Source organism: Methanogenium cariaci JCM 10550, assembly GCF_001315945.1.
GTDB classification, from domain to species: domain Archaea; phylum Halobacteriota; class Methanomicrobia; order Methanomicrobiales; family Methanomicrobiaceae; genus Methanogenium; species Methanogenium cariaci.
Window position 1 is genome coordinate 165155 of the sequence record NZ_BBBG01000004.1, and the last position, 26864, is coordinate 192018.

Consider the following 26864-nt stretch of genomic DNA (forward strand, 5'->3'; position numbering starts at 1 on the left):
TCTAATTCAACCATTAATTAATTGTTTATATCCACAAAATTTGTTTATAGTCCACCAACCCGTGCCCCCCCCGACACACCACAACACAGAATGATACCATCACACGCGAAGAGGCCCCCCCCTTCCGGCGGGCGAAATACCATATGGCCAATCACCGGACACGTACACCAGTTGGACACCTTCCGGTACGGCCGCAGTCACCACGCCGGTGCGGGCCGGCACATCCGGTTAAAAAAAGGGAGATCAGAGTTGATTAAACAGCTCAACCAGATCATCAAAGTCAATCCTGCCGTTGCCGTTCACATCAAACGCCTCTACAGGTTCGTTCTCTGTCGACCACTCGATTGCATTAAAGAACGTGACGACATCGTCAAAGTCGAAGAGACCGTTGCCGTTCACATCTTCATAGATACCGTCGCCGTTCAGGTCATGCGGTGGATTCTCACAGCCGGGGGGGAATACCGCGCCGCGGAGACCATTACCTGGCCCCCCCCGGTGACGGTGACATCAATCGCACTGCCGTCATCATCGTCCATCAGGGAGACCGTGGCGGTGATGTTCGCACTGCCGCCGTCAAGACCGCTGATGGTCAGTGTCGTAAGGGTCACATCGGCTGCACCGGCTGAGACACCATCGCTAAGATCGGCTGCTTTGATCCAGACGCTGCCGGACGGGAGAGTGCCGTTTTCATTGATTCCTGCCCAGTCAGGGAAGGAGACTGCGGTGACTTCTGCGACAGACGCGTCGTCAAGGGTGACCGTCAGGTTGTAGCCGGAAAGACCCGTGGTAAACTCATCAATTACAATAGCAACTTCCACTGTCTCACCGACACCAATTTCTGCGGAATTCGGGGGGGTAAAGGAGAGACCTGCGGTCACGTGTTCCGGTGCAACGCCGGTGATCGTGTAATGGTCAATCGTTCCCATGAGCGGGGCGGTGTCGTTGCCGAGACCGTCAGGGAGGGTGTATGGCGTGTCGCCGATACCGTCGCCATCTGCGTCTGTTCCGGTGTAGTCATCGTAATAGTTGCCGAGGTAACCGGTGTACTCCACACCTTTGTAGGTGTAGGCAAGTTCCTCAACGGACGTCCAGTAGACATTCTCCGGTGCCGGACCCATTATTGTTGCCACCACACCATTGCCGGTGAATTCATTGAAATACACCCTGTTGTTCATACCGGTGGCTTCTAAGAATATAAGGCCGGCACATGCATTTGATGAGAACGTATTGCCTGAAATTACATTATTATCACTGCCTCCACACACTGCCATTCCGGCACCGGTATTCCCTGAGAATGTGTTGTTTACAATTTTACTGTCCAACAAATCAGGAACGATCATCCCGGTTAATTCTCCAACTCCATTTTTGACAACATTATTCTCAAAGAGACAGTTAGAACTGCCTATTTGCAGACCTACATCCCCAAGCATACCATCAAAGACACAGTTCCGGATAACATTGTCGCTGGTGTAAGGACTTAATGGACTATATAAACCAGATGTACTGTTGATTACAGTAATCCCTTCAATACTGCATCCCGTGGAATTTGGCTTAACGAAGCCGCCGCCAGCAGGCATCGAGACACCAAATGTACCCATAAAGTCAAAACAGACGACATCTGCTCCTTCACCAATCACTGAGACATTCGGTCTGCCATATCCAAAATCTTCGGTTGCATATGTTCCGTTGAAGACATAGATTGTGTTTCCATCAGCTGCAACATTTAGTGCAGACTGAATATCAGTGAAGTCATATCCGCCATCATCATCCACATACCAGACCGTCTTTTCGGATGGCTCTATGGTAATAAAATTCTCTTTAACTTCAGTGAATGTTTTACCATATTTATCACGAACGGTAAGTTCTACTGTGTACGTGCCTGCTTCGGTGTATGTATGCACCGGATTCTGCTCTGATGAATAACAAGACGAGTCATTCTCAAAACTCCAACTCCGATAGTTAATACCCTCTGCAGTAGAGAGATCGGTAAAAGACACGGTCAGCGGCAGTGTTCCTGAGGTCACATTTGCAGAGAAGTCTGCTTTCGGGACTACCGGTGGTTCTACGACGATAATAAAGCTCTCTTTAACTTCAGTGTATGTTTTATAATTGTTATCACGAACGGTAAGTTCTACTGTGTACGTGCCTGCTTCGGTGTATGTATGCACCGGATTCTGCTCTGATGAATAACAAGACGAGTCATTCTCAAAACTCCAGCTCCGATAATTAATACCCTCTACAGTAGAGAGATCGGTAAAAGACACGGTCAGCGGCAGTGTTCCTGAGGTCACATTTGCAGAGAAGTCTGCTTTCGGTGGTTCTACGACGACAATAAAGTTCTCTTTAACTTCAGTGTATGTTTTATAATCTTTATCACGAACGGTAAGTTCTACAGTGTATGTGCCTGCTTCGGTGTATGTATGCACCGGATTCTGCTTATTTGAATAACAAGGCGAGTCATTCTCAAAACTCCAGCTCCGATAGTTAATACCCTCTGCAGTAGAGAGATCGGTAAAAGACACGGTAAGAGGCAGTGTTCCTGAGGTCACATCCGCAGAGAAGTCTGCTTTCGGGACTACCGGTGTTGCACCATCCACCAGTTTCACAACAACTGCATCACCATTACCGAGATTCGTGCTTATATCGCCGTTAGTAGACTTGGTATAACCGGCAACGGTTAAACTGCCGTCTGCATTTTCAAAGAGGGAAGATCCGGAATCTCTATCGCTTCCGCCAATGCACTTCTGCCAGGCAAGCGTTCCGTCAACATCGGTTTTTACGACCCATAGATCATAAAATCCGTTATTTTCGGAGAAAATGCCATCACTGGATCTTATAGAGCCCGTAAAGGCATATCCACCGTCAGCGGTAGCAACAAGATCATATGCATAATCGTAACTTGTACCGCCGAGGCATTTCTGCGAGAGAAGGGTACCATCCGAATCGAATTTGATGAGCCAGGCATCATTTGCGCCGTAATGACCGGAAACATCACCGTCATTCGAACGCGTGTATCCGACGGCAACATATCCGCCGTCCCCAACCTGCACAACATCCATTAACTGTTCCAGAGAACTTCCGCCAAAACAGTTCTGCCATTCTACAGTACCATCCGAACCAAGTTTCACGGCCCATGCATCATAATCTCCACCATGGAAACCACTCGTGAGGTTGCTGACAAAGGTATCATCGGTTGATCTTGCATACCCGGTAACGACATATCCCTTGTCACTGGTCTCACAGAGACCGTAAAGATAATCACTATCTTCACCACCAATGCATTTTAGCCAGAGAATATTTCCCTCAGAGTCAAGTTTTCCAACCAGACCGTCATCGTTGAAATTATGGTTGTCAATAATATCATTATCAACAGAGTTTGTATATCCGGCGAAGATATATCCGCATCTGAGACTGGCAGATTCGATTTATTCTTTCATCGTAGGTTCCGCCGATGCACTTCTGCCACATGACTGCCCCCCCATCTGCATTAAGTTTTGCAACCCATGCATCAGTGCCTCCATGATTAACGGTATATTCGCCGTCAATTGAGCCTACATCTCCGGCAACGATATATCCGCCGTCAGCAGTCTGATGTATATCTCTTGCATTTTCTGAACCGGTTCCGCCAAGACACGTATGCCAGACAGGGCTGCCTTCAGCATCAGTCTTCACAACCCAGGCATCTTTTCCCCCGTGGTTACCAATCGCATCGCCATCGGTTGATTCTGAGACTCCACAAAAGATATATCCACTGTCAGTAGTCTGCTCAATACACAATGCCTGATCTAATTCGGATCCACCGATACATTTCAGCCAGTCAATGGCGGGTGCCTGCGAATCCGCTGCCGCCACCGGGGCGACCATCATCACCATGAAGAGGATGAGTCCGATACTGACCATTCCTCTCCTTAGATATTGTTTATTTTCGTTCATACGTTCATTTCCTGTAATTGATGAGAGGGCCTCACACCGACTGCACGAAACTGCACAGCAATGGTCACCCATTCCTGAAAACAACAACGACCGGCGTGTTGCAGACCCTCAATTGAGATCTCTGATAGGTGCTTAGATGTCTCCCTCATCGCTGCATGCATGATTATCATGCGATGCACGAAGATAGGCCAAATAAATTTGTTTTAACTCAACCATTAATTATTTGTTTTAAATCCAAAAAAATTGACTATAACCCGCCAACTCATGCCCTCAACGCACTACAACCCAGAAGGATACCATCACACGCGAAGAAGGCCCCCCCTTCCGGCGGGTGAAATACTATAAGGCCAATCACCGGACACGTACACCAGTTGGATACCTTCCGGTACGGCCACAGTCACCACGCCGGTGCCGGTCAGAAGAACACCTGAAAAAAAGATTAGAGTTTCCCGAAGAGACAGACCAGATCGGCAAAGTCAATCTTGCCGTTGCCGTTCAGGTCAAACGCCTCAGGGGGGGTTCGTTTTCAATTGCCCACTCAATATCCGCAAAGAAGGTGACGACATCATCGAAGTCAAGGCGCCCGTTGCCGTTCACATCCTCATAGACACCGTCGCCGTTCAGATCCTGTGGGAGCCTTTTACAACCAGGGAAAACCGGCAGGCCGGAAACAACGGTGATGTAATCAGCCTTTGTTTCGACGTCACTGCCATCGGCATTCGTCACCGTCAGGCTCACTGTGTAGGTGCCTAATTCAGTGTAGGTATACACAGGATTCTGTTCAGTTGAATCAACGGTACCGTCATTCGTAAAGTCCCATGCCCACTCATCCGGTTCTCCGGTGGAGAGATCCGTGAAGGTGACTTCAAGTGGCGGCGCTCCGGATATGACATCCGCTTCAAAAGCGGCGGACAGTTCTTCCGGTGTGAAATACCCGGAATCCAGTTTAACAGCCCAGCCGGAAGAAAAGAGATGATTCCGGCCGGCAACGGTATAACTACCGTCACTGGACGGGCTGACATCATATACTTCTTCACGACTGCTTCCGCCAAGGCATATCTGCTGGAGAAGTGTGCCGCTCTCGTTGAGTGTCACAAACCAGCCGTCTCTATCGCCATGATTGCCCACAACATCGCCGTCAGACGAACCGGTGAAACCGGCGACGACATACATGCCATCTGACACTGCAATAATATCCTGTGCAATATCCCTGTCGCTCCCGCCAAGGCACTTCTGCCAGGAGAAAGCACCGTCGGCGTCAAGTTTTACGACCCACATGTCCCAGTTCTGATAGCTGCCGGCCACCTCACCATGATAGCCGCTAACATCACCGTCAATGGAATTCGTCTTTCCGGCAACGATAACGCCGCCATCAGATGCCTCGGTGATACCATAGGCAAATTCTCCACTGGTGCCGCCAAGGCACTTCTGCCAGGAGAGATTCCCATCGGATCAAGTTTCACGACCCAGATATCCCAGTTGCCATGCTGGCCCACAACATCACCATCTGACGATTGTGTATGCCCGGCAACGGCATACCCGCCATCTGATGTCTGGATGATACATTCCGCTTGGTCCGCGCCACTGCCTCCGAGATTTTTCTGCCACGATAGTGTGCCGTCCGCGTCAAGTTTCACCACCCAGACATCCGAAGTGTAGTCTGGTTCATGATGTCCGCTCAAATCACCGTCACCGGAGAGTGCCCATCCGGTAAAAGCATAGCCGCCATCCGCAGTCGCAATGAGTTCACCCATCATCTCATCAGAAGTGCCGCCATAGCACTTCTGCCAGAGAAGATTGCCACTTTCGTCCAGTTTGAAAACCCATGTATCAATCCCGCCATGATTATCCGTTACATTGCCATCTTCGGATGGTGTCCGGGAACCAACGACATACCCCCCCCATCCGGTGCCTGACAGACACTAAATCCATAATCCTGTCCTGAACCGCCAAGCACTTCTGCCAGGAGATATTTCCGCCGGCGTCATATTTCACAACCCAGACATCAGTGCCGCCATGGTTGCCCTCCACACCACCGTCATTGGAATCGGTGAAACCGACAGAGACATACCCTCCGTCATCGGCCTGACAACTGCTGTACAGGTAATCCTGTGTCCCTGTTCCGCCAGGATAACTCTGCCACTCAATTCCGGAGCCGACAGTGAAGACATTGATATATTTCTCCTTTGTTATTGTGTCACTGCCCATGTCATTTGTAGCGGTAAGGCTCACCGTATAGAGACCTTTCGTCTCATATGTGTAAACCGGATTCTGTTCGGTTGAATCAACCGTGCCATCACCATTGAAATCCCAGGCCCACTCCGTCGGACTTTGGATGGAGAGATCAGTGAACGTGACGGTGAAAGGCGCCTTGCCCGACATCGCATCTGCGGTGAAATCTGCCACCGGTTCAGGGCGTATGACCTCAATGAAGTCCTCCTTTGTAATGGTATCACCGCCAAGGCCGTTTGCAACGGTCAGTGTCACGGTGTAGGTGCCGGTAGTTTCATAGGTATATTCCGGATCCTGTTTGGTTGAATCAACCGTACCGTCACCATCCAGATCCCAGGCCCAGGAAGTCGGGAATCCGGTGGAGATATCCTCGAAGTTCACCGTAAAAGGTGCCGCCCCGGTTGTTGTATAGGCTGTGAAGTCCACCGTCGGAGCACTGGCAGGAGCGCCGTATGCATACAGCCTGTGGTCGTCACTGACAGTGAAGATCATCCCGTCAGATATGGACGGTGTTGCTCCTCCAAGGTTATTATACCAGAGAATCGCCCCCCCCGTCTCCGCATCCAGTGCGGTAAGCCTACTGTACATGAAGTACCCGCTGCTCTCGGATCCGACAAAGACCTTCCCGTCCGCTACCGCGACCGAACAGGTCCATCCGCCGATGTCGTCCTCAGGATCAGTCTCCCAGATCTTCTCGCCGGTTGTCGCATTGAAACAGTAGGTGATATGGTCGGTGTAGCCTTTGCATCCGCTTGACACATAGACATTGCCGTATGCCACTGACGGAGTAGCGTCCGTTGGATTTGTGGTCTGCTGCCAGATGACAGAACCGTCCTCCTTGGAGAGAGCATACATCGTGCATCCCTGACAGCTGAAGTCGTATGTGGTTGCATAGACAAAGTCGCCCGATACTGATGCTGAACCACATAACAGCCCGCTGCCGGATGTCATAGACCAGACCTGTTCGCCGGTTTCAGCATCGACACAATACAGATAGTTTTGTGACCATGCCGTCAGGTAGAACCGTCCGTCATCATAGGCAGGGGTACCCTGGGAATAGCCGGCCACCCGGAATGTCCAGAGGAGATTGCCGGTCGATTCATTCAGGCAGTAGTAATTATGACTATCCCAGTCAGAACAGACGACCTTTCCTTCCGCAATTGCCGGCCCGCCGTTGCATGACGCTGTTTTGCTCGGATTAGTGAACGTCCAGACAATTGCACCGGTCTCAGCATTGATGCAGTTGGTCTCCTTTCCGGATGAGACAAAGACATTGCCGTCATTGAGTGCCGGCGATGACCATGAACCCCCCCATTCAGGTGCGGGAATTGTACAATTCCAGATTTGATCCCCCCCGTAGAGGTATCAATACAGAAGAGTTTTGCATCGGGTGTTTGCGGATTGCCCCCCCAGCAATCGGTCTTAAAACCACCGATCACATAGGCTTTGCCGTCATACACAACCGGGTTTGAACTTACAAGTCCCTCAATCACATCGCTTCGCCATGCAATATCTCCGGTGTCCGGGGGGGTATCGGAGGTTGAATACCCGGTGTGTGCGGCACTGTTCATGAACTGGTACCAGGTGTCATCACCGGTATCGTTTCCAGGGGGGGCATACGTGCCGCTGCCGTCAAACTGCCAGACCGAATTACAGGCGAAAGCGTCTGAGTCCGGAACCTCTCCATTATGTTCATAAAATGCAATAAACTGCCCGTTGGGCGGATACATAAAAGTATCAGACGCCGCACACAGGCTTGGTATCAGCACGAACATACAGAATAGTGCTAATATTAGTTTAAAAATGTTCAGATTTACTATTCATTCATATTCTCCGAATTTTATTGGATTTGAAGTAAGTCTCACGGAGTACCGCGGAATATCAATTATAATTTGTATTAACTTAAACTAATTTGTTTTGAGTGGTGTGGGCGCATAAAAACACATTTCAGAGAGATAATGAAAAACAGCAGTTTTGTATTCAGAACAGTTCAAAATAGGATGAATATTGAAGAATTATCGTTTTCCCATGCAGATGGCAGCAACACCCACCATTGCAAAGACCGGGACAAGCATGCCCAACGGAGATTGTGTAGGCGTTGGAATGACCGGCACGGTGCATGTCTCACAGGCGGTGACGACCTCTCCGGCCAGATCCTCAGCGACGGTAGGAACTGGGATCGGTGTTGCAGTCTGCTGCGGAGTTGAGCGGTCAGTCTGTGCCCGGACAGGGGGGGTCTCCAGTGGTGCGGTTGGCGCTACAGTCGGAGAGCGGGTGGATACGACAGCGGGCCGGTCGACTTCTTCATTGTCACCCCCTTCCTGAGGAGGGCAGAACCTGAGTGGGCACCGGGTTGGTTCCTGATTCACCGGGTACCCATCGTCATCATCCAATTTCTCAATATTCACTTCCAGTGATGTCGTGCCGTTTGCCACACCGGTGATGGTGAGCGTTGCAAACACCACATTCTTTGCACCAGCTCCGATCTGTTTGCCCATATCGGCGACTTTCACGACCGTCTCATCGGCAGGGAGGTCACCAGCGGAATGCAGTCCCGCCCAGTCGGGGAAGGTTGCACCGGTGATGTCTCCAACAGCGCCATCGGTGAGGGATACTGTCAGTTTTCCCCCCCCGGAAATGCCGTTAGGGAGCGTGTCAATCACAAGATCAACCGTTGCAGTTTCGCCTGCCGCAAGCGTAACAGACGACGGAACCGCCTGCACAGTAGTTATTGCAGCAACCGGCGCTGCACAGAGAAGGGCAGCGGCAAGAAGAATCAGTATACTATTACAGAATTTCATTTTTATGTGTCACCTTTTGCCCGAGTATCGCTCATAACCATAAATCAGTACGCGTACGCACCGCACAATTCCATCCCGAAATTCACGGAAAAAATCTGGAAGAACGGAGATACAACGGGCCACAAGTCCAAATAACATTTACTTAAAACATATTAATCTGTTTTTGTTATATCCGGAAAACCGGCGTCTATGCACATCCCGGAGATGTATTCAATGCATTCAACGCCACCAAAATCACACGCACCCCCCCAATATACAATTAAAAAAAAGGTGTAACCATCAGGTTTCATCATGGGCCGATTGAGCAATGCACCTATGGTTCTATTGGGTAATTGTGAATTTCAGGTTTATGGGGGGGATGGAACCGACGTGACATTCATCACACAATCGGAGAAGGCTAACATCCAGTATCCACCACACGGAGAGAGTGTTGTTGTCTGTGCATACCGCTGTGTTGCCGGATCGTATGCATACACATACCCTGGAACGGTATCTGCCGGAGTCATCTTCAGGTCAGCAAATGAGAGGTTACTGCAGGCACTCCCAATCAGATTCCACCCCCCCTGCCTGAGATCTGCCGTATAATTTACTACCGGTGTTCCGCTGACGGTAATTGTGCAGTCATTGGGAGCTGCTACCCAGTAGCCTTTGCCGGGCTCAAGGGTATTGATGGTGGTAGAAACATAAACCTGCGATTGGGGGGGATCATAGACATACACGGTCTCATGCACACCCTCAGGAATTGTTAATTCCGCATTGGAAAACGGAAAAGAGATCATATTCCAGCCTGCCGAGAGGGGGGGTATGATCCCCCCCAGTGATACTGATGGTGTTACCGTGAGCTGTGCAGTGCCTGCATCCGGTATGAGTGGATATCCGTCATCATCATCCATCCTTGTAACATCCAAAGAAATGTCTGCACTTCCGGCGGAAAGCCCTGTGACAGTTATTGAAGCAAGGAGTACGTCCGTTGCACCCGGCTGGACTTTCTTACTGAGATCAGATCCTTTGATCCAGACCGATGATGCAGGAACATTTCCGGTGTCTGACATCGCCGACCACGAAGGCAGGTTCACAGCAGATATCTCACCAATGAGCGGATCAGAGAGGCTGACCGTCATATTGTATCCGGAAAGTCCGGCCGGCGCATGATTGAGAGTGATCGTATACACCGCATCTTCTCCGGAAGAGATCTCTCTGGACACCGGATCAAAGGTTATATGAGAAATTTCAGGAGAAACAGAGATGTAGTCTGCCTTTTCTGCTGTTGATGGGCCGCCTCTGTTGGTGACCGTCAGGCTGACCGTGTATGTCCCTGCAGTTTCATAGCAATGAACCGGACTATTTGCTGTCGAATCAATGGTGCCGTCATTGTCAAAGTCCCAGGCATATGAATCAATTTCTCCCGAGGATGTGTCGGTGAACCGTACGGTTAACGGGGGGGCTGTTCCGGTTGTAACATCCGCAGTAAATTCTGCAACCGGCAGAGCGGGGGGGAGTTCTCCAGTGTATGCCGCGGTTGGTTTCGCAAGGGCATAGCTGTCCTCATTGACACCGGCCTCAATTACCACGGGAGCATCGATCAGACCGTCACCATTAGAATCCATGCCGGATGAACCCCCCCAGTAGTTGCCCAAGTAGTTACAGAAATTCTGAGCCACATATGAATAACTGACCATCTCCGGAGAATGCCAAGTGTTTGATAGTCCTGCAGTTGAAACGACAACATTCTCAGCATTGTTCATGAAGTCATTCTGATAAATCCGGCAGTTTTCCGCACCACGCAGACGGATACCCTGAGTATTGTCGATGATACTACAGCCTGTTACCGTACAGTCTGCAGAACGGAGGTAGAGAGCAGGTTCGGCATTTCTAATGGTAAACCCGGAGATCTCAACTCCGTCGCTATATACCAGGAATCCTGTACTTCTGTCTGCATCCAGGATGGTGTCTGTGGCGCCGTCAGACGAGGTAATCGTAAGAGCGTCAAATAGTACCACCGCCTCAGAATATACTCCGGGTTTTACGAGAATCCAGGCATTTGCATTTGCGTTGTCCACTGCATCCGTGATGGTTGTGTAGTCCCCGCTTCCCGCTGCGTCAACGATCATGTCGGGCATCCGCTCTGTTACAGAGGCGCTCGCACCGTTCAGTGTCATTGCGATGTTGTTCCCCAGGGGGGGCATGTTGTCGAAGTTGGGATTAACGATCGAGATGTCAGTCGAACCGTTTGCAATGCCCTTCAGACTGAATGTGATGAGAGTAACATCGGTATTTCCCGGTTGTATTTCATTTGCACCGTCACACACACTGACAAAGAGATCATCATCTCCGTAGAGTACATTCAGATGGTTTGTTGCCCATGCAGGGAACGTTACATCTTCAATCAGTATGGCAGCGTCCGGATTCGAGAGTGTGATATTGAATTCACATCCCGCAAATCCTTCGGGTGCGATTTCATCGAAAACTATAGAAATTTCTGTTGTATCACCGATATATACCAGAGGAGACTCCGGACTAAATGATGCGGTATTGTTTGCAGATACTGCATGAACCGCTCCAAGAAGGAGCAATCCGGTGATAAAGATTACAAGGAACCTGTTTTGCTTCATGTCATACTACCCGGACAGCTATTTTTACCCACCCTGTGTCCGCATATGAGGTGCTTTTCAGATACTGGTATTCAATTATTGTATTAATCAGGGAATTCAGCCCGGATCGGTTCAGATACCTATTTTCAGATGACAGATTCTGATAACACAAAATAAATTTTTATAACCAAACTTATGCTGATTATGATGATTGAGACAATTTAAATTTATTTATTTAATCAAAACCTGATCATCTCGCAGAAATCTCCGTTTGAAATATTATATCTAAAAAAGACCGGATTCATTTGTCTTTTAAAAATATGATTTAATCATTAGGTAACCGTCCCCCGCATCCCAGGCATAACACGCGGAACTTCCTGATATCTCAATTATCACAGGACCATCAAACATTTGTCATCATTACAGAGACGGGGGGGTCCGGATTAAACATAATTCAGTTTATCTACCCATTTCCCGCCATAATATTCCGGGGGGGAGCAATTCATGACAGAAGACGGAGAACTGATGGCAATCAATTAAACTCCACATTTTTTGAGGAACAAGATGAATACAAAATTACCAGTTATCTTTCTGACGTTATGCGCTATCGTGAGATTAACGAATGCCGCAACACCATTCCTTCCTCCTGTGAGTTTTACAGGAATGTAACCATCAATGATAATCCTGCCCTGGCCGGGACGGTGATCATGTCATTTATCGGCGAAGAAAAGTGCGGTATTCTCACCATAACAGAAGCAGGCAGATTTGGACTGATGAATAACGTCATTTGGGAAGCTGCTCATCTCAGCCGGGAATGATGATGACCGGGACACCATACTCCGGTCTGCCTGAAGAGATGGGTGTTGACAGATTCCCACAACTACTCAGGCATCACCTCTTCGTTACTATGCCGGGAAATGCTCCGTAAGATTGCCCTATGCAATCTGCCGGAACAGAAGAAATGGAATCATTTGTACACCTTTTTCTCATCTTTCACAATTGCAGAGAGGAACAGCGGAATCATGGAAATGATGAGGCCGACCATAATCGTACCGTGGAACCCGGAAAGGAAGGTTGCGGAATCAAGATCGGCAAACGCCACCACACCGTCTGAGGCCGTTGCGAGGGTGAAGATCATTGCATAGAGTGCGGTTCCGATTACCCCGCCGAGGTAAATGGTGGTGATCATAAGTGAGGAACCGGTTCCTTCCTCACCTTTTGGAGCGGTTTCAATAATTCTGCTTGAGGCCGGGCCGGAAGCAATCCCAAAGACAGCTCCCATTAATATGAGCGCAATAATCAGAGAAATTGTCCCTGCTTCAGGCAGAATCACAGCAAATATGGCATTAAAAACGATTAAAAGCAGGCAGGCGGCGATAACAAACCACCTGCGGCCATACATATCCGATAATCTGCCAAACGGGATACTGATGATGCAGGTGACCAACAGGGGGGGAATTAAGAGATACATACCGCTTTTTGCCATGTCAAAATTCATTTCTGCAGAAAGATAGAATGGCAGAAGATAAATTACTCCCATGAATACGATGTTGATGAGGAGAAATGCCACCGTGACAGCAGAAAACTGCCATTTGGTGAAAATGCGGATATTGATAAATGGCGATGGAGTTGTCAGTTCCCTGATGACAAAGAGTGATAAACAAATCACGCAGAGTGTTGTGCTGACGAGAATCAGCGGATCCGTTATGCTGAGGATCGCAATTTCCTTGATTGCAAAGATGCCGAAGACCATTGCTCCAAACAGCGTGACCGCTCCGGCGTAATCAAATGGGGGGGCTTTTTCTCCTGCCAGGGGGGGATCTTTGGGGGGGATGACCTTGTGGACAAAGGGTATTCCGATGATTCCTATCGGTATGTTGATTAAGAAGATCCAGTGCCATGAGAGATATTGGGTGAGGATTCCCCCAATAGGAGGGCCTGCCGCAAAGCCAATTGAACTTGAGGCAGCGATGACAGCAAGGGCAACCCCCCCGAGCATGTGTGGGGGGGGAGGTACCGAACACATATAAGCGGCGCTACAGCAGCGATCATGGCTGCGCCGAGTCCCTGGATAACCCGGCCGGCAAGGAGGATGTTCAAATCAGGGAGATACCGCAGATGAAAGATGACAGGGTGAATATGATAAATCCACTGATGAAGATCTTTTTCATGAGGCCACGATCTGCGATCTTTCCAAAGACGAGGAGGAGACCTGCCATCATAAGGAGATAGGCAATGATGACCCAGGCAATTGTTCCGGCGTCTGTGTTGAAATCTGCGGCGATTTGGGGGGGAAGGGCGACGTTCACAATTGAGCCATCGAGTCCGTCCATAATTACCCCCCCGAGAGAGACTGCTCCTAAGAGGAGTTTTTGGCGGCGGGGATCTGTTATTATCTGACTTATTTTGGAATCTGTCATACCCTAACTGCCCTGGGATCTGGTGTTTTAGCCTGTTTTTGATGAAAATTGCACCGGGGATTTTGGGGTGTCCTGCGATCATCGGACGCAAAAGACTCCCGATTTTTACCGGGACTCTGAGGAAAATGTCTGGGGGGGTATATCGATGCTGAAGCCATATCTCACTCAACTTTTACTATTAGTTAAAAGTTTAAAAAGATATATACCTGCTGAACCTGACCTGCATGTGCTATGGGAAAAAGGAAAACGAAGACTACTTATCCCGCATTCTGACGATCGTGTCTCTCCATTCCTGAATTATTTTATCAAGTGTCTGCATATCATGGAGGTATATTTGGAGAATTTTGATCTTTTCCTTTTCCTCATCGCCCATATCATGAGAATTAAGATGGCTGATGATTGCCGGAATCTCGGCTTTTGCTGCTGTTGCTTCAACGGATCCCACTCTCTCAATTATCCGAAGAATGCTTGTCATCATGTCTTTTTCTGTATAATAAAAGACCTTTTTTGAACCGGCTTTTCTGACTCTGGTGATCCAGTTGTTTGTTTCAAGCATTTTTGCCTTGTTGCTGACGGATGAAAGTGAGTATCCCGTCTCTTTTGCCAGATCTTCAAGAGAAATTTCTGTTGGGCTTACGAAAAGAAGAGCAAAGATATTTGAAGAGAGATCATCCATGCCATATGCCCTGCCGATTTTCTGATAGTACGAAACAAATGCATGGTCGCAGTCATCCATGTGTATCTGTTTGAAATGGAATTCATTTAGTAATTATGGTGAACTACCTCTGGGCTAAAGACCCAGAGGCTTCCTGCTTCATTCCCCCCCGAACCATTGTCCGTGAGTCCACAGGCCCAACCCCCCCTCGTTCCGAAGGTGTGAATATTTTATCAAATTCCAATTGAATTTTGTTTATCAAGAGCGAATTTCCTGATATTTATCGCGGCATTAATATCCCGATCATGATGTGTGCCACAGTCAGGACAAACCCAATCTCTGTCAGCCAGTGACAATTTTCGGTTATAGTAACCACACTTGCTGCATATTTTGGAAGAAGGTTCAAACTGACCGATACGCAGAATGGTCTTACCGTGTCGCTGTGCTTTATATTCCAATTGGGTAACAAAAGAACTCCATGATGCATCAGCAATATGCTGTGCTAATTTATGGTTCTTTAACATCCCTGCAACATTCAATGTTTCCAGCGCAATTGCTTGGTTCTCGCATACTAATCTAAAAGAGAGTTTATGCTGGAAATCATTCCGTTGATTGTGGATTATTTCATGGAGTTTCGCCATTGCTTGTTTTGCTTTATTTTTATTATTGGAACCTTTTTGTTTTCTGCTCAACCGTCTCTGTAATACCTTCATTCGCAAAAGGGATTTTTTCAAATATCTCGGATTACCAATTTTTTCTCCATTGGACAGAATTGCAAAATCTTTGATACCAACGTCAACACCTACAGTAGTGTTTTCATCAAAATGTTGTACCACAGGTTGTTCCTGCCCATCATCCACCAGAATACTAATGTAAAATTGACTCGTTGGAGTAACCGACACTGTTGCGGTTTTACTAATGCCTTCATATCTTCGGTGTAATTTTGTTTTAACCCATCCGATTTTTGGTAACCGAATTTTATGGGTTTCAAAATCGACATCATATCCTTGTGGGACTGAGAATGATTGTAATGGGTTTTTCCGGGATTTGAATTTCGGAAATCCTTTTTTTCACGGAAAAAACGAGTGAATGCATTTTCGAGATGTAATGTAGCGCCCTGTAAAGACTGTGAATTAATGTCCTTTAACCAGACGTGTTCTGATTTTAATTCAGGCAACATTTTGTTCAAAGTAAATCTCGATATTGATTTACTATCAGATTCATAAGTTCGGATTTTGTTTTCCAAACCCCAATTGTAAACAAACCTACATGCTCCGAAATGTTGAAAGAACAATTTCTCCTGTTCTTTGTTGGGATACATTCGGTATTTGTAGGCTTTCAACATGCACATTCAATTATTATTTGACTATACATATATTTTGTGCCAATATGATCTACAAAACACCACAATCATACAGGAACAAAGATGACCACGCTTACATCCCCCCCTTGGCTAAAGACCAAGGGGGGGTTTTACGCTTTAATTATAAATCCTGAAAGGAGATGCTCTGTTTACGATTCTGACTGAAAAACCGTTTCATTTTGTCAGTATTCCTGTTCCTGACGAGGATAGGTCTGCAGAAGGAGATAAAAGGTTATTATGTACTGTCATGTTGTGGTTTTTGATGGAAATTTGTGGGCCGGTAAAATGCATTGTATCTGCCGGAAATCAGCCATTCCGGCAACCTCTTTCTGGCAGTAAGGGATATGTGCTGCAATTGACCCGTAGCAGGTATCCGCTCACAACAAGAAAAAATAAAAGATCTGATAAAGAGAGAAACAGAATGTCAGCAATCTGAATTCTCTACCACACTCTCGCCATACTGCCCCAGACTGTAGTTTAAATCATTATATTGCAGGGTCATCGTATTTCGCAAAAACCGGTACGGTGTGCAGTTATCTGCTGATTGGGAGTCCGTGATGTCACCATCCGAGTCTCCGTAGTAGACAGAGACGTGCTCTGCATTGATGAACGGTGTCTTTGACGTGCCGTTGGTGAAGATTACGTTCGGATTCTCAATGCCGAATATTGCCCGGATATAATCTGATATCCTTTCCTCCGGAGAACTGTGCTTCTTTGTGATGAATATCACCCTGTCGCCCCGTTCCCTGTGCATCCGAACGACATCTATTGCTGCATTTTTAGGCATATAATAGCCCACGAACTCATTATTTATCGCGCTTATGAACTCCGGGTTCTGTTCGGGGGGGGAATCTCCGAATACGTTCGTGCCATTCGGGCCATCAATATTCGTCATTCCGTAGTAATAGACCGAATCGGTATAGAATGTCGTACTGTCCAGATCCAGACCTGCGGTAATCGGGCCTTTCTCCTTCAGACTCTCTGCAATCTCATCTACACTGACCGTGGTATATGACGTATCTGGTGTCGCATTCGCTTTGCCATCAGCAGCACCGGTGGTGCACCCGGCACTAAAAATCAACAGAATTGCCACGCCCATGAGGATAGCTGCCCTCAGGGCAGTATTTTTGTTCATATATTAAAATATGGTGTGATACTGATTAGATTTTTGATTTCACCCTTCTATAAAATGGAGGCAACAGAACCGTAGCGACGAAACAGGAATTGTTGCATGTATACTACCCGCCGGGGGGGAATTACGAAGAATATACTCCATATCATTGATGAACCGTGACCGGAGAGGGATTCCCCGGATTCAAACACTCCGCAGTCTCTGCGTCCCGCCGAAATGCTTTCCAAACCTTCATTGCGTAGTCGGGTTCATGCTCCACATGGATCCGACCTCCTTCTGTGTTGCCTTTTTTGCGGCGCTTTTTGCCATCGCAAATCCCATCGGCAACGTGCCGTTCTTCATCATGTACACCGCCAATGCGGCCAGCACACGCATACGTCAGGCCATCGCCATCCTGCTTGGCCCGATCATCTTTGCAACGATTCTGCTCTGCATGTTCTTCGGCTCGTCGGTGCTCTCCTTCTTCGGGATATCGCTTCCTGCCTTCCAGATTGCCGGTGCCATCATCCTGTTCACCATCGCCCTGTCGATGATCAGCGGGACGCACACCCAGCAGGTGAATAAGACCACGTCGTCTGACACTGATACGACACCATGGAAGGCGGCCGAGGCCTTTATACCGACAATACTTGTGCCTCTCGTCATCCCCATCTATGTGGGGGGGCAGCGACGATCACGGTCTCGGTTCTCTACGGTCAGAAGGCGATCGCGGGCGGGTTTCTGTTCTATGCCGTCGCCGTCGTTGCCATCATCTGTCTGCTGATCATCGTCTGCAATCTCGCATCGGATGCGCTCATGCGGGTTATGGGGGGGACGCAGGGGCTTGAGATTGTCGTCCGGGTGTTCGGGATCATTCTGCTGGGCATCGCTGTCCAGATGTTTGCCGAAGGTGCGGGAGATATGGTGACCACCTATATTCATTCCAACCTGACCGTGAATTCGTAGTCGGCCTTTGATCTCGATGGTAACCGACATCTTTGGGGGGGTGAACGGTTGCCAGTCGAGAATCTGTCGGTATGCATATATATTGTGAAATGAATGTTTCATTCATTATACCTGCATCGTGAGCATGTCTTGTACATTATGCAAACCCAGGGGGGGAGGGAATGAATACATCACTGCCGATTCACGAATTGTTTTGCCCGGAATGCCCAGGGAAAGCATGCAGGTTTTGCGGTGGTATACATGAGTCTACAGACAGATCCCCCCCTGTGCGGTTTTTTCCATAATAAATGGTCTTTCGGCGTTGTTCTGACCGTCTGTGTCATTCTGATTTCTGGCGCAGTATCATGCGGATGCCTTCAGCTCCCGGATGGGTCACGGGATGACTTGCCTCCGGAAGATGCAGCGTTCCTGAACACGTCACGCGAACTGCCCATGGGGGGGAACTGGGCCGTGACATGTCCTGCTGAAATAAAATCAGATTATCCGACCATGTACCGTATTGCAGAGGAGCAAATGGGGCTTTATGAAATCAGAATTCAGGTTCTCTCCTCTATGCCGGTGTCTGTAAATTTTCAGGAGATAAAAAAAGAGACCCTTCTGGCAGATGAGTATGGGCGTACTGCGTGTGAATATGAGATGAAGAGAGCACAGGCATTGATGGAGGATAACTTAACAGCAGAAGAGGAGTTATGGGAAATTGAAAATAATGCCATGGATGAATCACTGAAACATCTGGCTCTGGCAAAAATATTGTATAAATCAGAGTATGGCATTATCTGATTCTGTAACGGAGATCTGTACGAAATTTGTGATTTTCCTCTGGCAGAGGGTGGTTCTCCCCCCCATAATTCCCTTTCCGCAACCGATTTTACAGGTATGAAAGGGATTACCTGATAAGACGATACCGGATTATTTTTCTCACGAGAATTGGTGTCGGCACGAGCACCGTGTTCCCGCCTGCAACATACTTTATGATGTGTGGTATCGGATTATGTACCCAATGTCCCATACCGATACCAATATCATACCATCAGAGCTCGGGCTGCGCATCAAAGAAAAGATTACTCTGCTCCATTCGATGCCGCCTCTTCCCACGGATGTGATACGGAAACGGGATGAAGAACTGAAGGTTCTGCACACGTATTATTCCAATGCGATCGACGGAAATTCCCTCGACCTCTCTGAGACGGAATCCGTGGTGACCGAAGGTATGACCATTGAAGCTACATCCCTTCCGGAGCACCGTGAAGCGGTCAACACCGCAACGGCCTTTGAACGGATGGAGACTCTCGCACGAGAGGGGGGGCACCAATCAGCCATGCGACCATTCAGGGTATTCATGCGGTTGTTATCGGAGCAGATTCTGATGGTGCCGGGAAATACCGGAGGGCCAATGTCCGGGGTGCTGGAAAGGCCCACCCCGTCTGGACGGAGGTGAGAAAGCTGATGAACCAGCTGATCCTTACTGTGGAGCACAGCAGGCTGCATCCGATAGAGACTTCCGCCTTTTTCTATCACCGGTTTGTTGACATCCATCCGTTCACGGACGGGAATGGCAGGGTTGCCCGCCTCCTTGTCTGTCTGTATCTCATTGAACATAACTATCCTGCTGTCATTCTTAAAAAAGAGAGCCGGAAAAAATATACCCAGCTCGTAAAAGCAGCGGATGCCGGAGACATCGGCCCGTTTTCAGCATACATCGCAAAGGCAGTGGATGAAAGCCTGAGCCTTTCTCTTGCGGCGTACGGCGGGGGGGATGATGAACTGATACCGGTAGAGGATATCGCAGAGGATACGCCGTATTCACCGGAATATCTCCGTCTGTGGGCAGAACAGGGACTGCTTGATGCGGTGACGATGGAGCATGCGTGTCTCACCTCCCGGCGGGCACTGGAGAGATACTTCGCAGTGCATGGAACAGAAGAGATATGAATTCTTCTCCGGTCTTTTGTCGAGCACTTTCTTCTTCAGGCTCAACGAGGTGAATCCTGTTCCGCACCCCCCCGGCGGTCACTTCCGGAACGGGATACCGCGGATCTCTCCGTCCATCTTTTCGGTATCCTTTGTTATCAGCACCTGATCTGTTACCTCATCCTCGCTCTGCCGCACGACCTGGGGGGGAAATCCTCTTTCATGAAATGATGCCTGAGCAGCTGTGCGATCTCATCTCTCCAAATCTCTGAGGGTGGTGCAATACATACCATTTGTGCGCCCCCCTCCCTGGAACCAGCCCCAAAACAATCGGGTATCAGCAGAAAAAACCCCAAAATCAGGATTATCGAACGGAATTCTATGGTACTGGTGTTCGTTCACCAGGGTTTGAAGCATGTGTGCAGACCCAATGTCCGTTTTAGACACATAATCTCCGCAATTATGATAGGTAACCGGATAATAACCCCCCCTAAATCAAATTATTTTTCCTTAAATCGGCTGAATATCAAATATTTCAACAGCAAATCCTTTATATCGACAACCGGCACTACAGAACGAAATAAGCCATAATTGAAGCTATTTAATCCATTTAACCCCGGATTGTTGGAATTTCCCACAACACATATATGGGGGGGTGAACAAGAGAAGTACGAGTCCACCGTACTGTATCCTGATTTCTGCTTCGTGACGAACAGTTCATTCTGGATTTGATTTATGACAATCTATTCATCCAATCAGCAGCAAATGGCTGCAAAAATTGATCCTACCTCACAGGTCTCCCAATGGAAGGACTGGCACTGGCAAATTCGCCATGCCATAAAAGACATCGCTACCGTTGAGCGTCTGCTGGGCATCCGCTTTCCACCGGAAAAACGGGCAGAACTGGAAACGACCATTGCCACCTTTCCCATGTGCATCACACCGTATTACCTCTCCCTCATCGAGGCGGAAGATTATGAAAATGATCCCGTCTTCATGCAGGCGTTTCCCTCTGAGGCCGAACTCATCATTGAAGAGTGCGACATGGCAGACCCTCTTGCCGAGGATACGGACAGCCCTGCTGCATGCATCACCCACCGGTATCCTGACCGGGTTCTCTTTCTGGTAAGTAACGTCTGTGCGATGTACTGTCGCCATTGCACCCGGAAACGGAAGGTCGGAGATATTGACTCCATCCCGGACAAGGCTGCCATCCGTGAGGGGGCTTGACTATATCGCCGGGCATCCTGCCATCCGGGATGTTTTGCTCTCAGGAGGCGACCCACTCATGCTCCCCCCCGACGAATATCTCGACTGGATTCTTTCTGAGTTGCGGGCCATTCCTCATGTTGAGGTCATCCGGATCGGAAGCCGTGTCCCGGTGGTCCTTCCCTATCGCATCACCGACGAACTTGTCGGGATGCTCAAAAAACATCATCCTCTCTATCTCAATACACACGTCAATCACCCGCGGGAAATAACCGCTTCATCGCGGGAGGCGCTCAGGAAACTCGCCGATGCGGGCATCCCTCTTGGCAACCAGACGGTGCTTTTAGCCGGTGTCAATGACTGCCCCCCCGGATTATGAAGAGCCTCATGCAGAAGCTGGTTCGTGAGCGGGTTCGCCCCCCCTACTATCTCTACCAGTGCGACCTTTCTGAGGGTCTCACCCACTTCCGCACGCCGGTGGGTAAAGGCATCGAAATCATCGAAAGCCTCATCGGCCATACGAGCGGGTTTGCGGTTCCTACCTATGTTATTGATGCCCCCCCCGGCGGAGGCGGCAAGATTCCGGTGATGCCCAATTACATCATCTCGTGGTCAACGAACAAGGTGGTGCTGCGAAACTACGAAGGGGGGGTCATCTCAACCTATCGGGAACCGGACAACTATCAGCAGATCTTCTGCGACCGGAACTGTGAGGCATGCACGCTGCAGCTGAAACTGGATGACGCGAACGAGTCGAAAGGGGGGGTTGGAATTGAGAAACTGCTCTCCGACTATGATGACACCTACATGCTGATTCCTCAGGATAACGAACGGGTTGACCGGCGCAATGACGAGTGATACCGTCACCCGTCTGGGATCATCGGTGATACAGCATGGGCCCTGCAATGCCCGTGTCTACCTGATGAAGCTCGCGGTGGAGGATACCGATACCATCATCCCGGAAATTGAGGCACTGGCAGACCGGTATGGCTACTCAAAACTCTTTGCCAAAGTCCCGGCATCTGCAAAAGACCGGTTTTGTGCGGCCGGATACCGGGTCGAGGCCCATGTCCCCCCCGGGATGTTTTCCGGGGTGGAGGATGGCTGGTTTCTTGCGCGATATCCTGATTCGTCCCGTGCAGATCCCGGTGATGCAGCGCCTCTCACCACAGATCTGCTCGGGTCTGCGAAGTCACGGCCGGAACCCTGCGGGAACAGCAGTGCGGTATCCGGTGTTGTGATTGAGGAAGCAGACCGGAAGGATTCGGATGCACTGGCAGGACTGTATGTGGACGTATTCGAGACCTATCCGTTCCCCCCCATCCACGACCCTGCCTGGCTCCGGGAGACGATGGACGATGGCATCCGGTATTTTGTCGTCCGGGCAGAGGGTCGGGTGGTGGCGGCTTCGTCTGCGGAGGTGGATGTCACAGGCTTGAACGCGGAGATGTCTGACTTTGCGACGCATCCTGAATACCGGGGGGGATGGGGGGGCTTTGCCCGGCCCTTCTGGCGGCGATGGAGGGGGGGAGATGCGACACTCCGGGATACGCACCGCGTATACCATCGCACGGGCAGCCTTCTATCCCGTCAACATCACCTTTGCCCGTGCCGGATACCGGTTCGGCGGCACTCTGGTTAATAACACGAATATCTGCGGCGCCTTCGAGAGCATGAATGTCTGGTACAAGTCTCTTGACGGGGGGGATAACAGGAAATGATGGGGGGGGAGAATTGGGGGGGCGTCTTTCCGGCGGAGCGATTCTTGTCCGTCCATATGAATGAGTGAGGTTTTCGCATTGGTATGTCGGGTTATAACCCATCGAAACTGCAGGTTTATGCGGGTTATAACCGTCTAAATTTTTCCGTCGGGCAACCTGCGGTACACAATATGGCTCCTTTCCTCCTCGCCCTTGGTATTCCGATATCACACGGTTGGTTGCTGTAAGGCTAAACCCGTGACACGGATGACAATACCGAACATGCCGGGAATGACTGAAAAAAGAGAGACAGTGGGAAACAGGATCTACTCAATATCATCAATATGAACCAGCCGTGACACCGGAATCAGTCCCTTCATCGCGGTCGTCTCTGCCCACCGTCCCGATTCGATAAACGCCGCCACCGGATTTGCCCCGCCGATCATCACAACACCCTGATAGTTTGTTGTAACGGGCACCCCGAACAACGATCGGTTCGGACTGCCCACATCCAGAATGCCGGTGAAGCCCACCGTCCCGAATTGGTCAAGAATCTCATAGAGGAGTGGCTCTGCCTCCATATGTGACTCCCGAATATTTGCAAGGATGCTGCCATTCCCCGACTGAATCACTCCGCTGATGCCGGTGGAGCCTGATCGATCATCACCTGCGTCGGGTCGATGGTTGTTGCATCGTAGCGTATCAGCGAGGTAAACCTGCGGGGGGCACGTGATCATTTATTTCCAGCAGACCGCCGCCGATGGGATTGATGGGAATACCATTTCTCAGCAGTATGGCATCAAGGGTGATACTGCACATCGTTACCATGCCGCAGTATCCTTTTGGTATTGTTTTATCCCCGATCTTTTCGCCCGCGTCAGCGATGAGCATACGGTCACTGACGCAGATGCCTGCTTTATGGGACTGGTGAATGATATCAACTGCATACCCGCGGTCTTCCTCTTTAATCAGGGTGAGATTAAAGATCACTTTGCCGCTGTCGGTTGCCGGATCGTATGTTACCTGAAGGGCATATTCATCGATGCGATGATTGACAAATTTTAGGTGTTTCATAGTATCGTCAGACCTCTGGATGATAACCGGTGACTCGGATTATGATAGCGTAGTATCATCATTCAGAAAACATATGCATTTCTTAATCTGAAATGATCATTCACAAAAAAATTAGTGGATTCGTTTGGATTTTTTCTGTGACAGTGATAGGATACCCTCAAGGCTGCATGCATCTTCTTCAGGGACCAGTCTTCCGGTCTCTGCTGCATGATCAACAAACCCAACTCCTGCAGGAGTCCTGATTATGAGGGTCGTTTCGTTGTCCGGGCTTCCCATGGAACCTGCGGAGATGTCCGCATCGACGGCGGTCAGATCCCCCCCGCATGCGTGGCATCCTCTGCGCACGCAGTCGTCAAGGGCATCCAGCGGAATTTCCCTGACGGCATGGTCGGTGGTTTCAATAATCAGTTTTCCCCCCCGCACGTCCAGTTTTGCTATCTGCCACGGCTCAATGGCCAGTTCACGCACGATCTTATCGTTGATGAGCAGCTCATAGTCAAACGTCTCCGTACAGAACAGCCCGACAATCAGGCGGATGGCCCTGCCGAACGGTCTGAGCAGGTCATGATCTGATGTCTGCATCATCCGTGCCGCGGACACGACACAGGGCACACCGACGATGGCGATTCGTTCCCGTTTTTGGGTGACCACCGCGGACTTCAGCGCCGCCAGCGTGGGTACCCACCAGGCATACCTGCTGCCCGCCGTTGTGATCAGCGCCTCTGTTTTGGTGATCACAACCGACTGCGGTCGCTGGGTCCACGGGTCTGCGGTCACCGTAACGACGGCATCAATCAGTCCTTCCTCAAGGGCGTTGGCGAGAATTGCCGTTACGGCACCGCCGCTCTGGCGTCTTTCCACAGCAAACCCCCGCGTGGGCGGCAACGATATCCCGGTATTCTCCCGGACCCGTCTTTTTTATCCGGTTCTTCTCTTCTGTCGCGGTTCGCGGGCAGACCGCGTAACACGCCCCGCAGGTACACTGTCGGTTACCTCTTTACAATACCCCGTCTGGACGGGCGAGCTGTTGTCTTCATCATGGGTAAACAGGATGGCATCTGCCGGGCAGACGGCCACGCAGGCCCCACACCCGGAACAGATGCCTTTGTCCCAGACCTCTTCTTTCAGATTTAGATAGGTGTTTGCCATCTTCTCACTCCCAGCAGTATTTGCCTGCAAACGGCCGGGCACTGGACGGCCCGATATGTACGTAGTCGTCACGGAAGAGTTCCGGCTCATCCACCCGAACTCCTGACAGTATTTCTCAATATACGGCCGGATTTTTTCCCGGTCTTTTTCGGTGAAGGGCTTTTTCTCTGCACCGATACCCAGCAGATGGTCGGGCACCTCTCCCCCCCGGATGTAGATTTCTCCGCCGTGGATGCCGGTTCCCACGCCCCCGTTCATCAACCGGTGGCTGATCCCCCCCCGTCCGAGGACGATGAGCACACCCCCCCCAGCCATATACTCTCCCAGAAACGCACGGGCGTATGCACCGACGACAACGACCGGGCATTTATCCTTATACTCCTTCATGTGGATGCCGCCACGGTAGCCGATGCTGTCTCGCACATACACCTCCCCCCCGCCCCCCCGCATGGAATGAGCGACCGCATCGCCCGCGGTGCCGTGGATGTAGATGGTGCCGCTGTCCATGGTGTTGCCGGGGGGGCGTGTTCGGCGTTGGCATGCACCGTACAGGTCGGGCCTGACATGAACATACAGAGGTCCCCCGCCGGGCACGCCGTTGATGATGATTCGCACATCTTTGCCACGGAGCCGTTTCCGATAAACCGCTGGCCGTTGACATGGTCAAGGGTGATCTCGGTGATGCCGTCCTTTACTGCTGCCCGTATCTTTTTGTTGAGGGGGGGCGTGTAGTGCATGCCTTCTGCATCAATTGTCCGGGTCTGTTCCATCATGCATCAGCTCCGACAGTCTTCACGTCAAGGACCGAGAGGATGTTTTCATCCAGCATGTAGCCCCCCCGGAGACGGTCCCGGTTTCCCCCCCGCAGGCTTTCAATGGAGTTGATGCCTGCCGCACCCATCAGTTCAGATATCTCAAGCGTCCAGCCGTGTATCAGGTTCGAGACGTTCCTGTACATGATATCGGGGGTCAATCCGTGCGGTGAGGTCTTCGCGCTGGGTCGCAATGCCCCCCCAGGGACAAAGACCCCCCCGGTAACAGCTTCCGCACACCCGGCATCCGAGGGAGACCAGAGCAGCGGTACCGATGTAGACGGAATCCGCACCGAGCGCGATGGCTTTCGTCACATCCGCACTGTCGCGGATACCGCCTGACGCGATGACGGAGACTTCATTCCTGATGCCCTGTTCGCTGAGTTTTGCATCAACGGCAGCGATTGCCGCTTCAATGGGTATCCCCCCCACATGGTCGCGGAATACGCGGGGGGGTGCGGTGCCGGTGCCGCCGCGGAACCCGTCAATGACGACGGCATCCGCCGATGACCGTGCAATGCCTGCCGCAATGGCCGCGACATTGTGGACGGCGGCAATCTTTACGAATACCGGTTTCTTCCATTCCGTTGCCTCCTTCAGGCTTCGCACCAGCTGGGAGAGGTCTTCGATGGAATAGATGTCGTGGTGGGGGGGGCGGGGGGGCTGATGGCATCGCTGGACTCCGGGATCATCCGTGTCTTTGATACACTCTCATCGACCTTTTCTCCCGGCAGGTGGCCGCCGATTCCGGGGTTTTGCCCCCTGCCCGATCTTGATCTCGATTGCCGCTCCCCGTTCGAGATAATCGATATCCACCCCGAACCGCCCGGAGGCGATCTGGACGATCATGTTGTCCTGATAGGGGGGGGTAGAGGGACTGGTGCAGTCCGCCCTCTCCGGTGCCCATGAACGTCTTCTCTTCGGCCGCCCCGCGTGC

Annotated in this window: 27 protein-coding genes and 3 pseudogenes; 10 read left to right on the forward strand and 20 right to left on the reverse strand. The window is 50.2% G+C overall.

What is annotated here, in order from left to right; all coding sequences use genetic code 11:
• Nucleotides 1–243: 243 nt before the first annotated feature.
• The 8 genes from JCM10550_RS18285 to JCM10550_RS20490 all read right to left on the reverse strand — a co-directional run bounded on the left by JCM10550_RS18285 (nucleotide 244) and on the right by JCM10550_RS20490 (nucleotide 11578).
• Nucleotides 244–399, reverse strand: coding sequence for a dockerin type I domain-containing protein (locus JCM10550_RS18285; protein WP_157199962.1), 156 nt, complete (start codon nucleotides 397–399; stop codon nucleotides 244–246).
• Nucleotides 400–422: 23 nt separating this feature from the next.
• Nucleotides 423–3128, reverse strand: a complete 2706-nt coding sequence (locus tag JCM10550_RS05640; RefSeq protein ID WP_157199963.1) for a PKD domain-containing protein — start codon at nucleotides 3126–3128, stop codon at nucleotides 423–425.
• 238 nt (nucleotides 3129–3366) lie between these two features.
• A complete protein-coding gene (locus JCM10550_RS05645) occupies nucleotides 3367–3900 on the reverse strand; it encodes a hypothetical protein (RefSeq protein WP_062397640.1) in 534 nt (177 codons plus the stop codon).
• 528 nt (nucleotides 3901–4428) lie between these two features.
• Nucleotides 4429–5238: a PKD domain-containing protein gene (locus JCM10550_RS05650; RefSeq protein WP_218185139.1), complete on the reverse strand. Its 810-nt coding sequence runs from the start codon at nucleotides 5236–5238 to the stop codon at nucleotides 4429–4431.
• Nucleotides 5199–5690 carry a hypothetical protein gene (locus JCM10550_RS05655; protein WP_062397644.1) on the reverse strand — a complete coding sequence of 164 codons (492 nt, stop codon included), beginning with the start codon at nucleotides 5688–5690 and terminating at the stop codon, nucleotides 5199–5201. Before JCM10550_RS05655 ends, JCM10550_RS05650 begins: the two co-directional genes overlap by 40 nt.
• A gap of 88 nt (nucleotides 5691–5778) precedes the next feature.
• On the reverse strand, nucleotides 5779–7494 hold the full coding sequence (locus JCM10550_RS20485; RefSeq protein ID WP_281175277.1) for a PQQ-binding-like beta-propeller repeat protein: 1716 nt from the start codon (nucleotides 7492–7494) through the stop codon (nucleotides 5779–5781).
• A gap of 686 nt (nucleotides 7495–8180) precedes the next feature.
• The gene (locus tag JCM10550_RS05670; RefSeq protein ID WP_062397651.1) at nucleotides 8181–8966 is read right to left on the reverse strand and encodes a hypothetical protein; all 786 of its coding nucleotides are present in this window, start codon (nucleotides 8964–8966) and stop codon (nucleotides 8181–8183) included.
• Between the two features lie 347 nt (nucleotides 8967–9313).
• Nucleotides 9314–11578, reverse strand: coding sequence for a NosD domain-containing protein (locus JCM10550_RS20490; protein ID WP_062397652.1), 2265 nt, complete (start codon nucleotides 11576–11578; stop codon nucleotides 9314–9316).
• 578 nt (nucleotides 11579–12156) lie between these two features.
• On the opposite strand from JCM10550_RS20490, the gene JCM10550_RS05680 reads away from it, so the two are divergent.
• A complete protein-coding gene (locus JCM10550_RS05680; protein ID WP_062397655.1) occupies nucleotides 12157–12375 on the forward strand; it encodes a hypothetical protein in 219 nt (72 codons plus the stop codon).
• A 149-nt stretch (nucleotides 12376–12524) separates the two neighbouring features.
• On the opposite strand, the gene JCM10550_RS05685 is transcribed toward JCM10550_RS05680, so the two are convergent.
• From JCM10550_RS05685 to JCM10550_RS05700, 6 genes and pseudogenes are all read right to left on the reverse strand, one after another.
• Nucleotides 12525–13583, reverse strand: a complete 1059-nt coding sequence (locus JCM10550_RS05685; RefSeq protein WP_281175269.1) for an MFS transporter — start codon at nucleotides 13581–13583, stop codon at nucleotides 12525–12527.
• Nucleotides 13584–13653: 70 nt separating this feature from the next.
• The gene (locus JCM10550_RS24465) at nucleotides 13654–13977 is read right to left on the reverse strand and encodes an MFS transporter (RefSeq protein ID WP_281175270.1); all 324 of its coding nucleotides are present in this window, start codon (nucleotides 13975–13977) and stop codon (nucleotides 13654–13656) included.
• A 253-nt stretch (nucleotides 13978–14230) separates the two neighbouring features.
• On the reverse strand, nucleotides 14231–14713 hold the full coding sequence (locus tag JCM10550_RS05690) for a GbsR/MarR family transcriptional regulator (RefSeq protein WP_062397656.1): 483 nt from the start codon (nucleotides 14711–14713) through the stop codon (nucleotides 14231–14233).
• 152 nt (nucleotides 14714–14865) lie between these two features.
• Nucleotides 14866–15639 (reverse strand): annotated as a pseudogene (locus JCM10550_RS05695) (RNA-guided endonuclease TnpB family protein); the annotation flags it as partial.
• Nucleotides 15640–15905: 266 nt separating this feature from the next.
• Nucleotides 15906–15953: pseudogene (locus JCM10550_RS22165) on the reverse strand (hypothetical protein); the annotation flags it as partial.
• Between the two features lie 466 nt (nucleotides 15954–16419).
• Nucleotides 16420–17130, reverse strand: coding sequence for a hypothetical protein (locus JCM10550_RS05700; protein WP_157199964.1), 711 nt, complete (start codon nucleotides 17128–17130; stop codon nucleotides 16420–16422).
• A gap of 247 nt (nucleotides 17131–17377) precedes the next feature.
• On the opposite strand from JCM10550_RS05700, the gene JCM10550_RS16930 reads away from it, so the two are divergent.
• The 9 genes from JCM10550_RS16930 to JCM10550_RS05735 all read left to right on the forward strand — a co-directional run bounded on the left by JCM10550_RS16930 (nucleotide 17378) and on the right by JCM10550_RS05735 (nucleotide 22834).
• Nucleotides 17378–17890 carry a MarC family protein gene (locus tag JCM10550_RS16930; protein ID WP_218185140.1) on the forward strand — a complete coding sequence of 171 codons (513 nt, stop codon included), beginning with the start codon at nucleotides 17378–17380 and terminating at the stop codon, nucleotides 17888–17890.
• Entirely contained in the window at nucleotides 17833–18072 is a 240-nt protein-coding gene (locus tag JCM10550_RS24470; protein WP_281175279.1) for a MarC family protein, read from the forward strand. Before JCM10550_RS16930 ends, JCM10550_RS24470 begins: the two co-directional genes overlap by 58 nt.
• A gap of 450 nt (nucleotides 18073–18522) precedes the next feature.
• Nucleotides 18523–18852 carry a hypothetical protein gene (locus tag JCM10550_RS18300; protein WP_157199965.1) on the forward strand — a complete coding sequence of 110 codons (330 nt, stop codon included), beginning with the start codon at nucleotides 18523–18525 and terminating at the stop codon, nucleotides 18850–18852.
• A gap of 220 nt (nucleotides 18853–19072) precedes the next feature.
• Entirely contained in the window at nucleotides 19073–19510 is a 438-nt protein-coding gene (locus JCM10550_RS22170; protein WP_062397666.1) for a hypothetical protein, read from the forward strand.
• On the forward strand, nucleotides 19423–20004 hold the full coding sequence (locus tag JCM10550_RS05725; protein ID WP_245618788.1) for a Fic family protein: 582 nt from the start codon (nucleotides 19423–19425) through the stop codon (nucleotides 20002–20004). The genes JCM10550_RS22170 and JCM10550_RS05725 overlap by 88 nt, the downstream gene beginning before the upstream one ends.
• A gap of 714 nt (nucleotides 20005–20718) precedes the next feature.
• Entirely contained in the window at nucleotides 20719–21213 is a 495-nt protein-coding gene (locus JCM10550_RS22175) for a hypothetical protein (protein WP_245618777.1), read from the forward strand.
• Nucleotides 21200–21571 (forward strand): KamA family radical SAM protein, encoded by a 372-nt coding sequence (locus JCM10550_RS22180; protein WP_245618778.1) that lies wholly within the window; start codon nucleotides 21200–21202, stop codon nucleotides 21569–21571. The genes JCM10550_RS22175 and JCM10550_RS22180 overlap by 14 nt, the downstream gene beginning before the upstream one ends.
• An 8-nt stretch (nucleotides 21572–21579) precedes the next feature.
• On the forward strand, nucleotides 21580–22050 hold the full coding sequence (locus tag JCM10550_RS22185) for a hypothetical protein (RefSeq protein ID WP_245618779.1): 471 nt from the start codon (nucleotides 21580–21582) through the stop codon (nucleotides 22048–22050).
• Complete coding sequence (locus JCM10550_RS05735; RefSeq protein WP_062397670.1) at nucleotides 22040–22834, forward strand: hypothetical protein; 795 nt, start codon at nucleotides 22040–22042, stop codon at nucleotides 22832–22834. Before JCM10550_RS22185 ends, JCM10550_RS05735 begins: the two co-directional genes overlap by 11 nt.
• Nucleotides 22835–23218: 384 nt before the next feature.
• On the opposite strand, the gene JCM10550_RS24475 is transcribed toward JCM10550_RS05735, so the two are convergent.
• The 6 genes and pseudogenes from JCM10550_RS24475 to JCM10550_RS05755 form a co-directional block, all read right to left on the reverse strand.
• Nucleotides 23219–23629, reverse strand: coding sequence for an NrpR regulatory domain-containing protein (locus JCM10550_RS24475; RefSeq protein ID WP_281175271.1), 411 nt, complete (start codon nucleotides 23627–23629; stop codon nucleotides 23219–23221).
• Nucleotides 23595–23966 (reverse strand): NrpR regulatory domain-containing protein, encoded by a 372-nt coding sequence (locus tag JCM10550_RS24480; protein WP_281175272.1) that lies wholly within the window; start codon nucleotides 23964–23966, stop codon nucleotides 23595–23597. Before JCM10550_RS24480 ends, JCM10550_RS24475 begins: the two co-directional genes overlap by 35 nt.
• 111 nt (nucleotides 23967–24077) lie before the next feature.
• Nucleotides 24078–24851 (reverse strand): Coenzyme F420 hydrogenase/dehydrogenase, beta subunit C-terminal domain, encoded by a 774-nt coding sequence (locus JCM10550_RS05745; protein ID WP_245618780.1) that lies wholly within the window; start codon nucleotides 24849–24851, stop codon nucleotides 24078–24080.
• Between the two features lie 33 nt (nucleotides 24852–24884).
• Entirely contained in the window at nucleotides 24885–25709 is an 825-nt protein-coding gene (locus JCM10550_RS22190) for a 4Fe-4S binding protein (RefSeq protein WP_245618781.1), read from the reverse strand.
• 175 nt (nucleotides 25710–25884) lie between these two features.
• The gene (locus JCM10550_RS22195) at nucleotides 25885–26073 is read right to left on the reverse strand and encodes a hypothetical protein (RefSeq protein ID WP_245618782.1); all 189 of its coding nucleotides are present in this window, start codon (nucleotides 26071–26073) and stop codon (nucleotides 25885–25887) included.
• Nucleotides 26030–26776: pseudogene (locus tag JCM10550_RS05755) on the reverse strand (glutamate synthase-related protein). The gene JCM10550_RS22195 and the pseudogene JCM10550_RS05755 overlap by 44 nt, the downstream one beginning before the upstream one ends.
• Between the last annotated feature and the right edge of the window lie 88 nt (nucleotides 26777–26864).

Bases quoted from the DNA above. Each gene is read 5' to 3' on its own strand.
- JCM10550_RS05670 (WP_062397651.1), bottom strand. From the start codon at position 8,966: ATGAAATTCTGTAATAGTATACTGATTCTTCTTGCCGCTGCCCTTCTC.
- JCM10550_RS05655 (WP_062397644.1), bottom strand. From the start codon at position 5,690: ATGATGGGTGAACTCATTGCGACTGCGGATGGCGGCTATGCTTTTACC.
- JCM10550_RS16930 (WP_218185140.1), top strand. From the start codon at position 17,378: ATGCTCCACATGGATCCGACCTCCTTCTGTGTTGCCTTTTTTGCGGCG.
- JCM10550_RS05685 (WP_281175269.1), bottom strand. From the start codon at position 13,583: ATGTGTTCGGTACCTCCCCCCCCACACATGCTCGGGGGGGTTGCCCTT.
- JCM10550_RS22185 (WP_245618779.1), top strand. From the start codon at position 21,580: ATGCAGAAGCTGGTTCGTGAGCGGGTTCGCCCCCCCTACTATCTCTAC.
- JCM10550_RS20490 (WP_062397652.1), bottom strand. From the start codon at position 11,578: ATGAAGCAAAACAGGTTCCTTGTAATCTTTATCACCGGATTGCTCCTT.
- JCM10550_RS22195 (WP_245618782.1), bottom strand. From the start codon at position 26,073: ATGTACAGGAACGTCTCGAACCTGATACACGGCTGGACGCTTGAGATA.
- JCM10550_RS05735 (WP_062397670.1), top strand. From the start codon at position 22,040: ATGACGAGTGATACCGTCACCCGTCTGGGATCATCGGTGATACAGCAT.
- JCM10550_RS22170 (WP_062397666.1), top strand. From the start codon at position 19,073: ATGTCCCATACCGATACCAATATCATACCATCAGAGCTCGGGCTGCGC.
- JCM10550_RS24480 (WP_281175272.1), bottom strand. From the start codon at position 23,966: ATGAAACACCTAAAATTTGTCAATCATCGCATCGATGAATATGCCCTT.
- JCM10550_RS24475 (WP_281175271.1), bottom strand. From the start codon at position 23,629: ATGATCACGTGCCCCCCGCAGGTTTACCTCGCTGATACGCTACGATGC.
- JCM10550_RS22175 (WP_245618777.1), top strand. From the start codon at position 20,719: ATGACAATCTATTCATCCAATCAGCAGCAAATGGCTGCAAAAATTGAT.
- JCM10550_RS05700 (WP_157199964.1), bottom strand. From the start codon at position 17,130: ATGAACAAAAATACTGCCCTGAGGGCAGCTATCCTCATGGGCGTGGCA.
- JCM10550_RS05690 (WP_062397656.1), bottom strand. From the start codon at position 14,713: ATGGATGACTGCGACCATGCATTTGTTTCGTACTATCAGAAAATCGGC.
- JCM10550_RS05680 (WP_062397655.1), top strand. From the start codon at position 12,157: ATGCGCTATCGTGAGATTAACGAATGCCGCAACACCATTCCTTCCTCC.
- JCM10550_RS24465 (WP_281175270.1), bottom strand. From the start codon at position 13,977: ATGACAGATTCCAAAATAAGTCAGATAATAACAGATCCCCGCCGCCAA.
- JCM10550_RS05645 (WP_062397640.1), bottom strand. From the start codon at position 3,900: ATGGTCAGTATCGGACTCATCCTCTTCATGGTGATGATGGTCGCCCCG.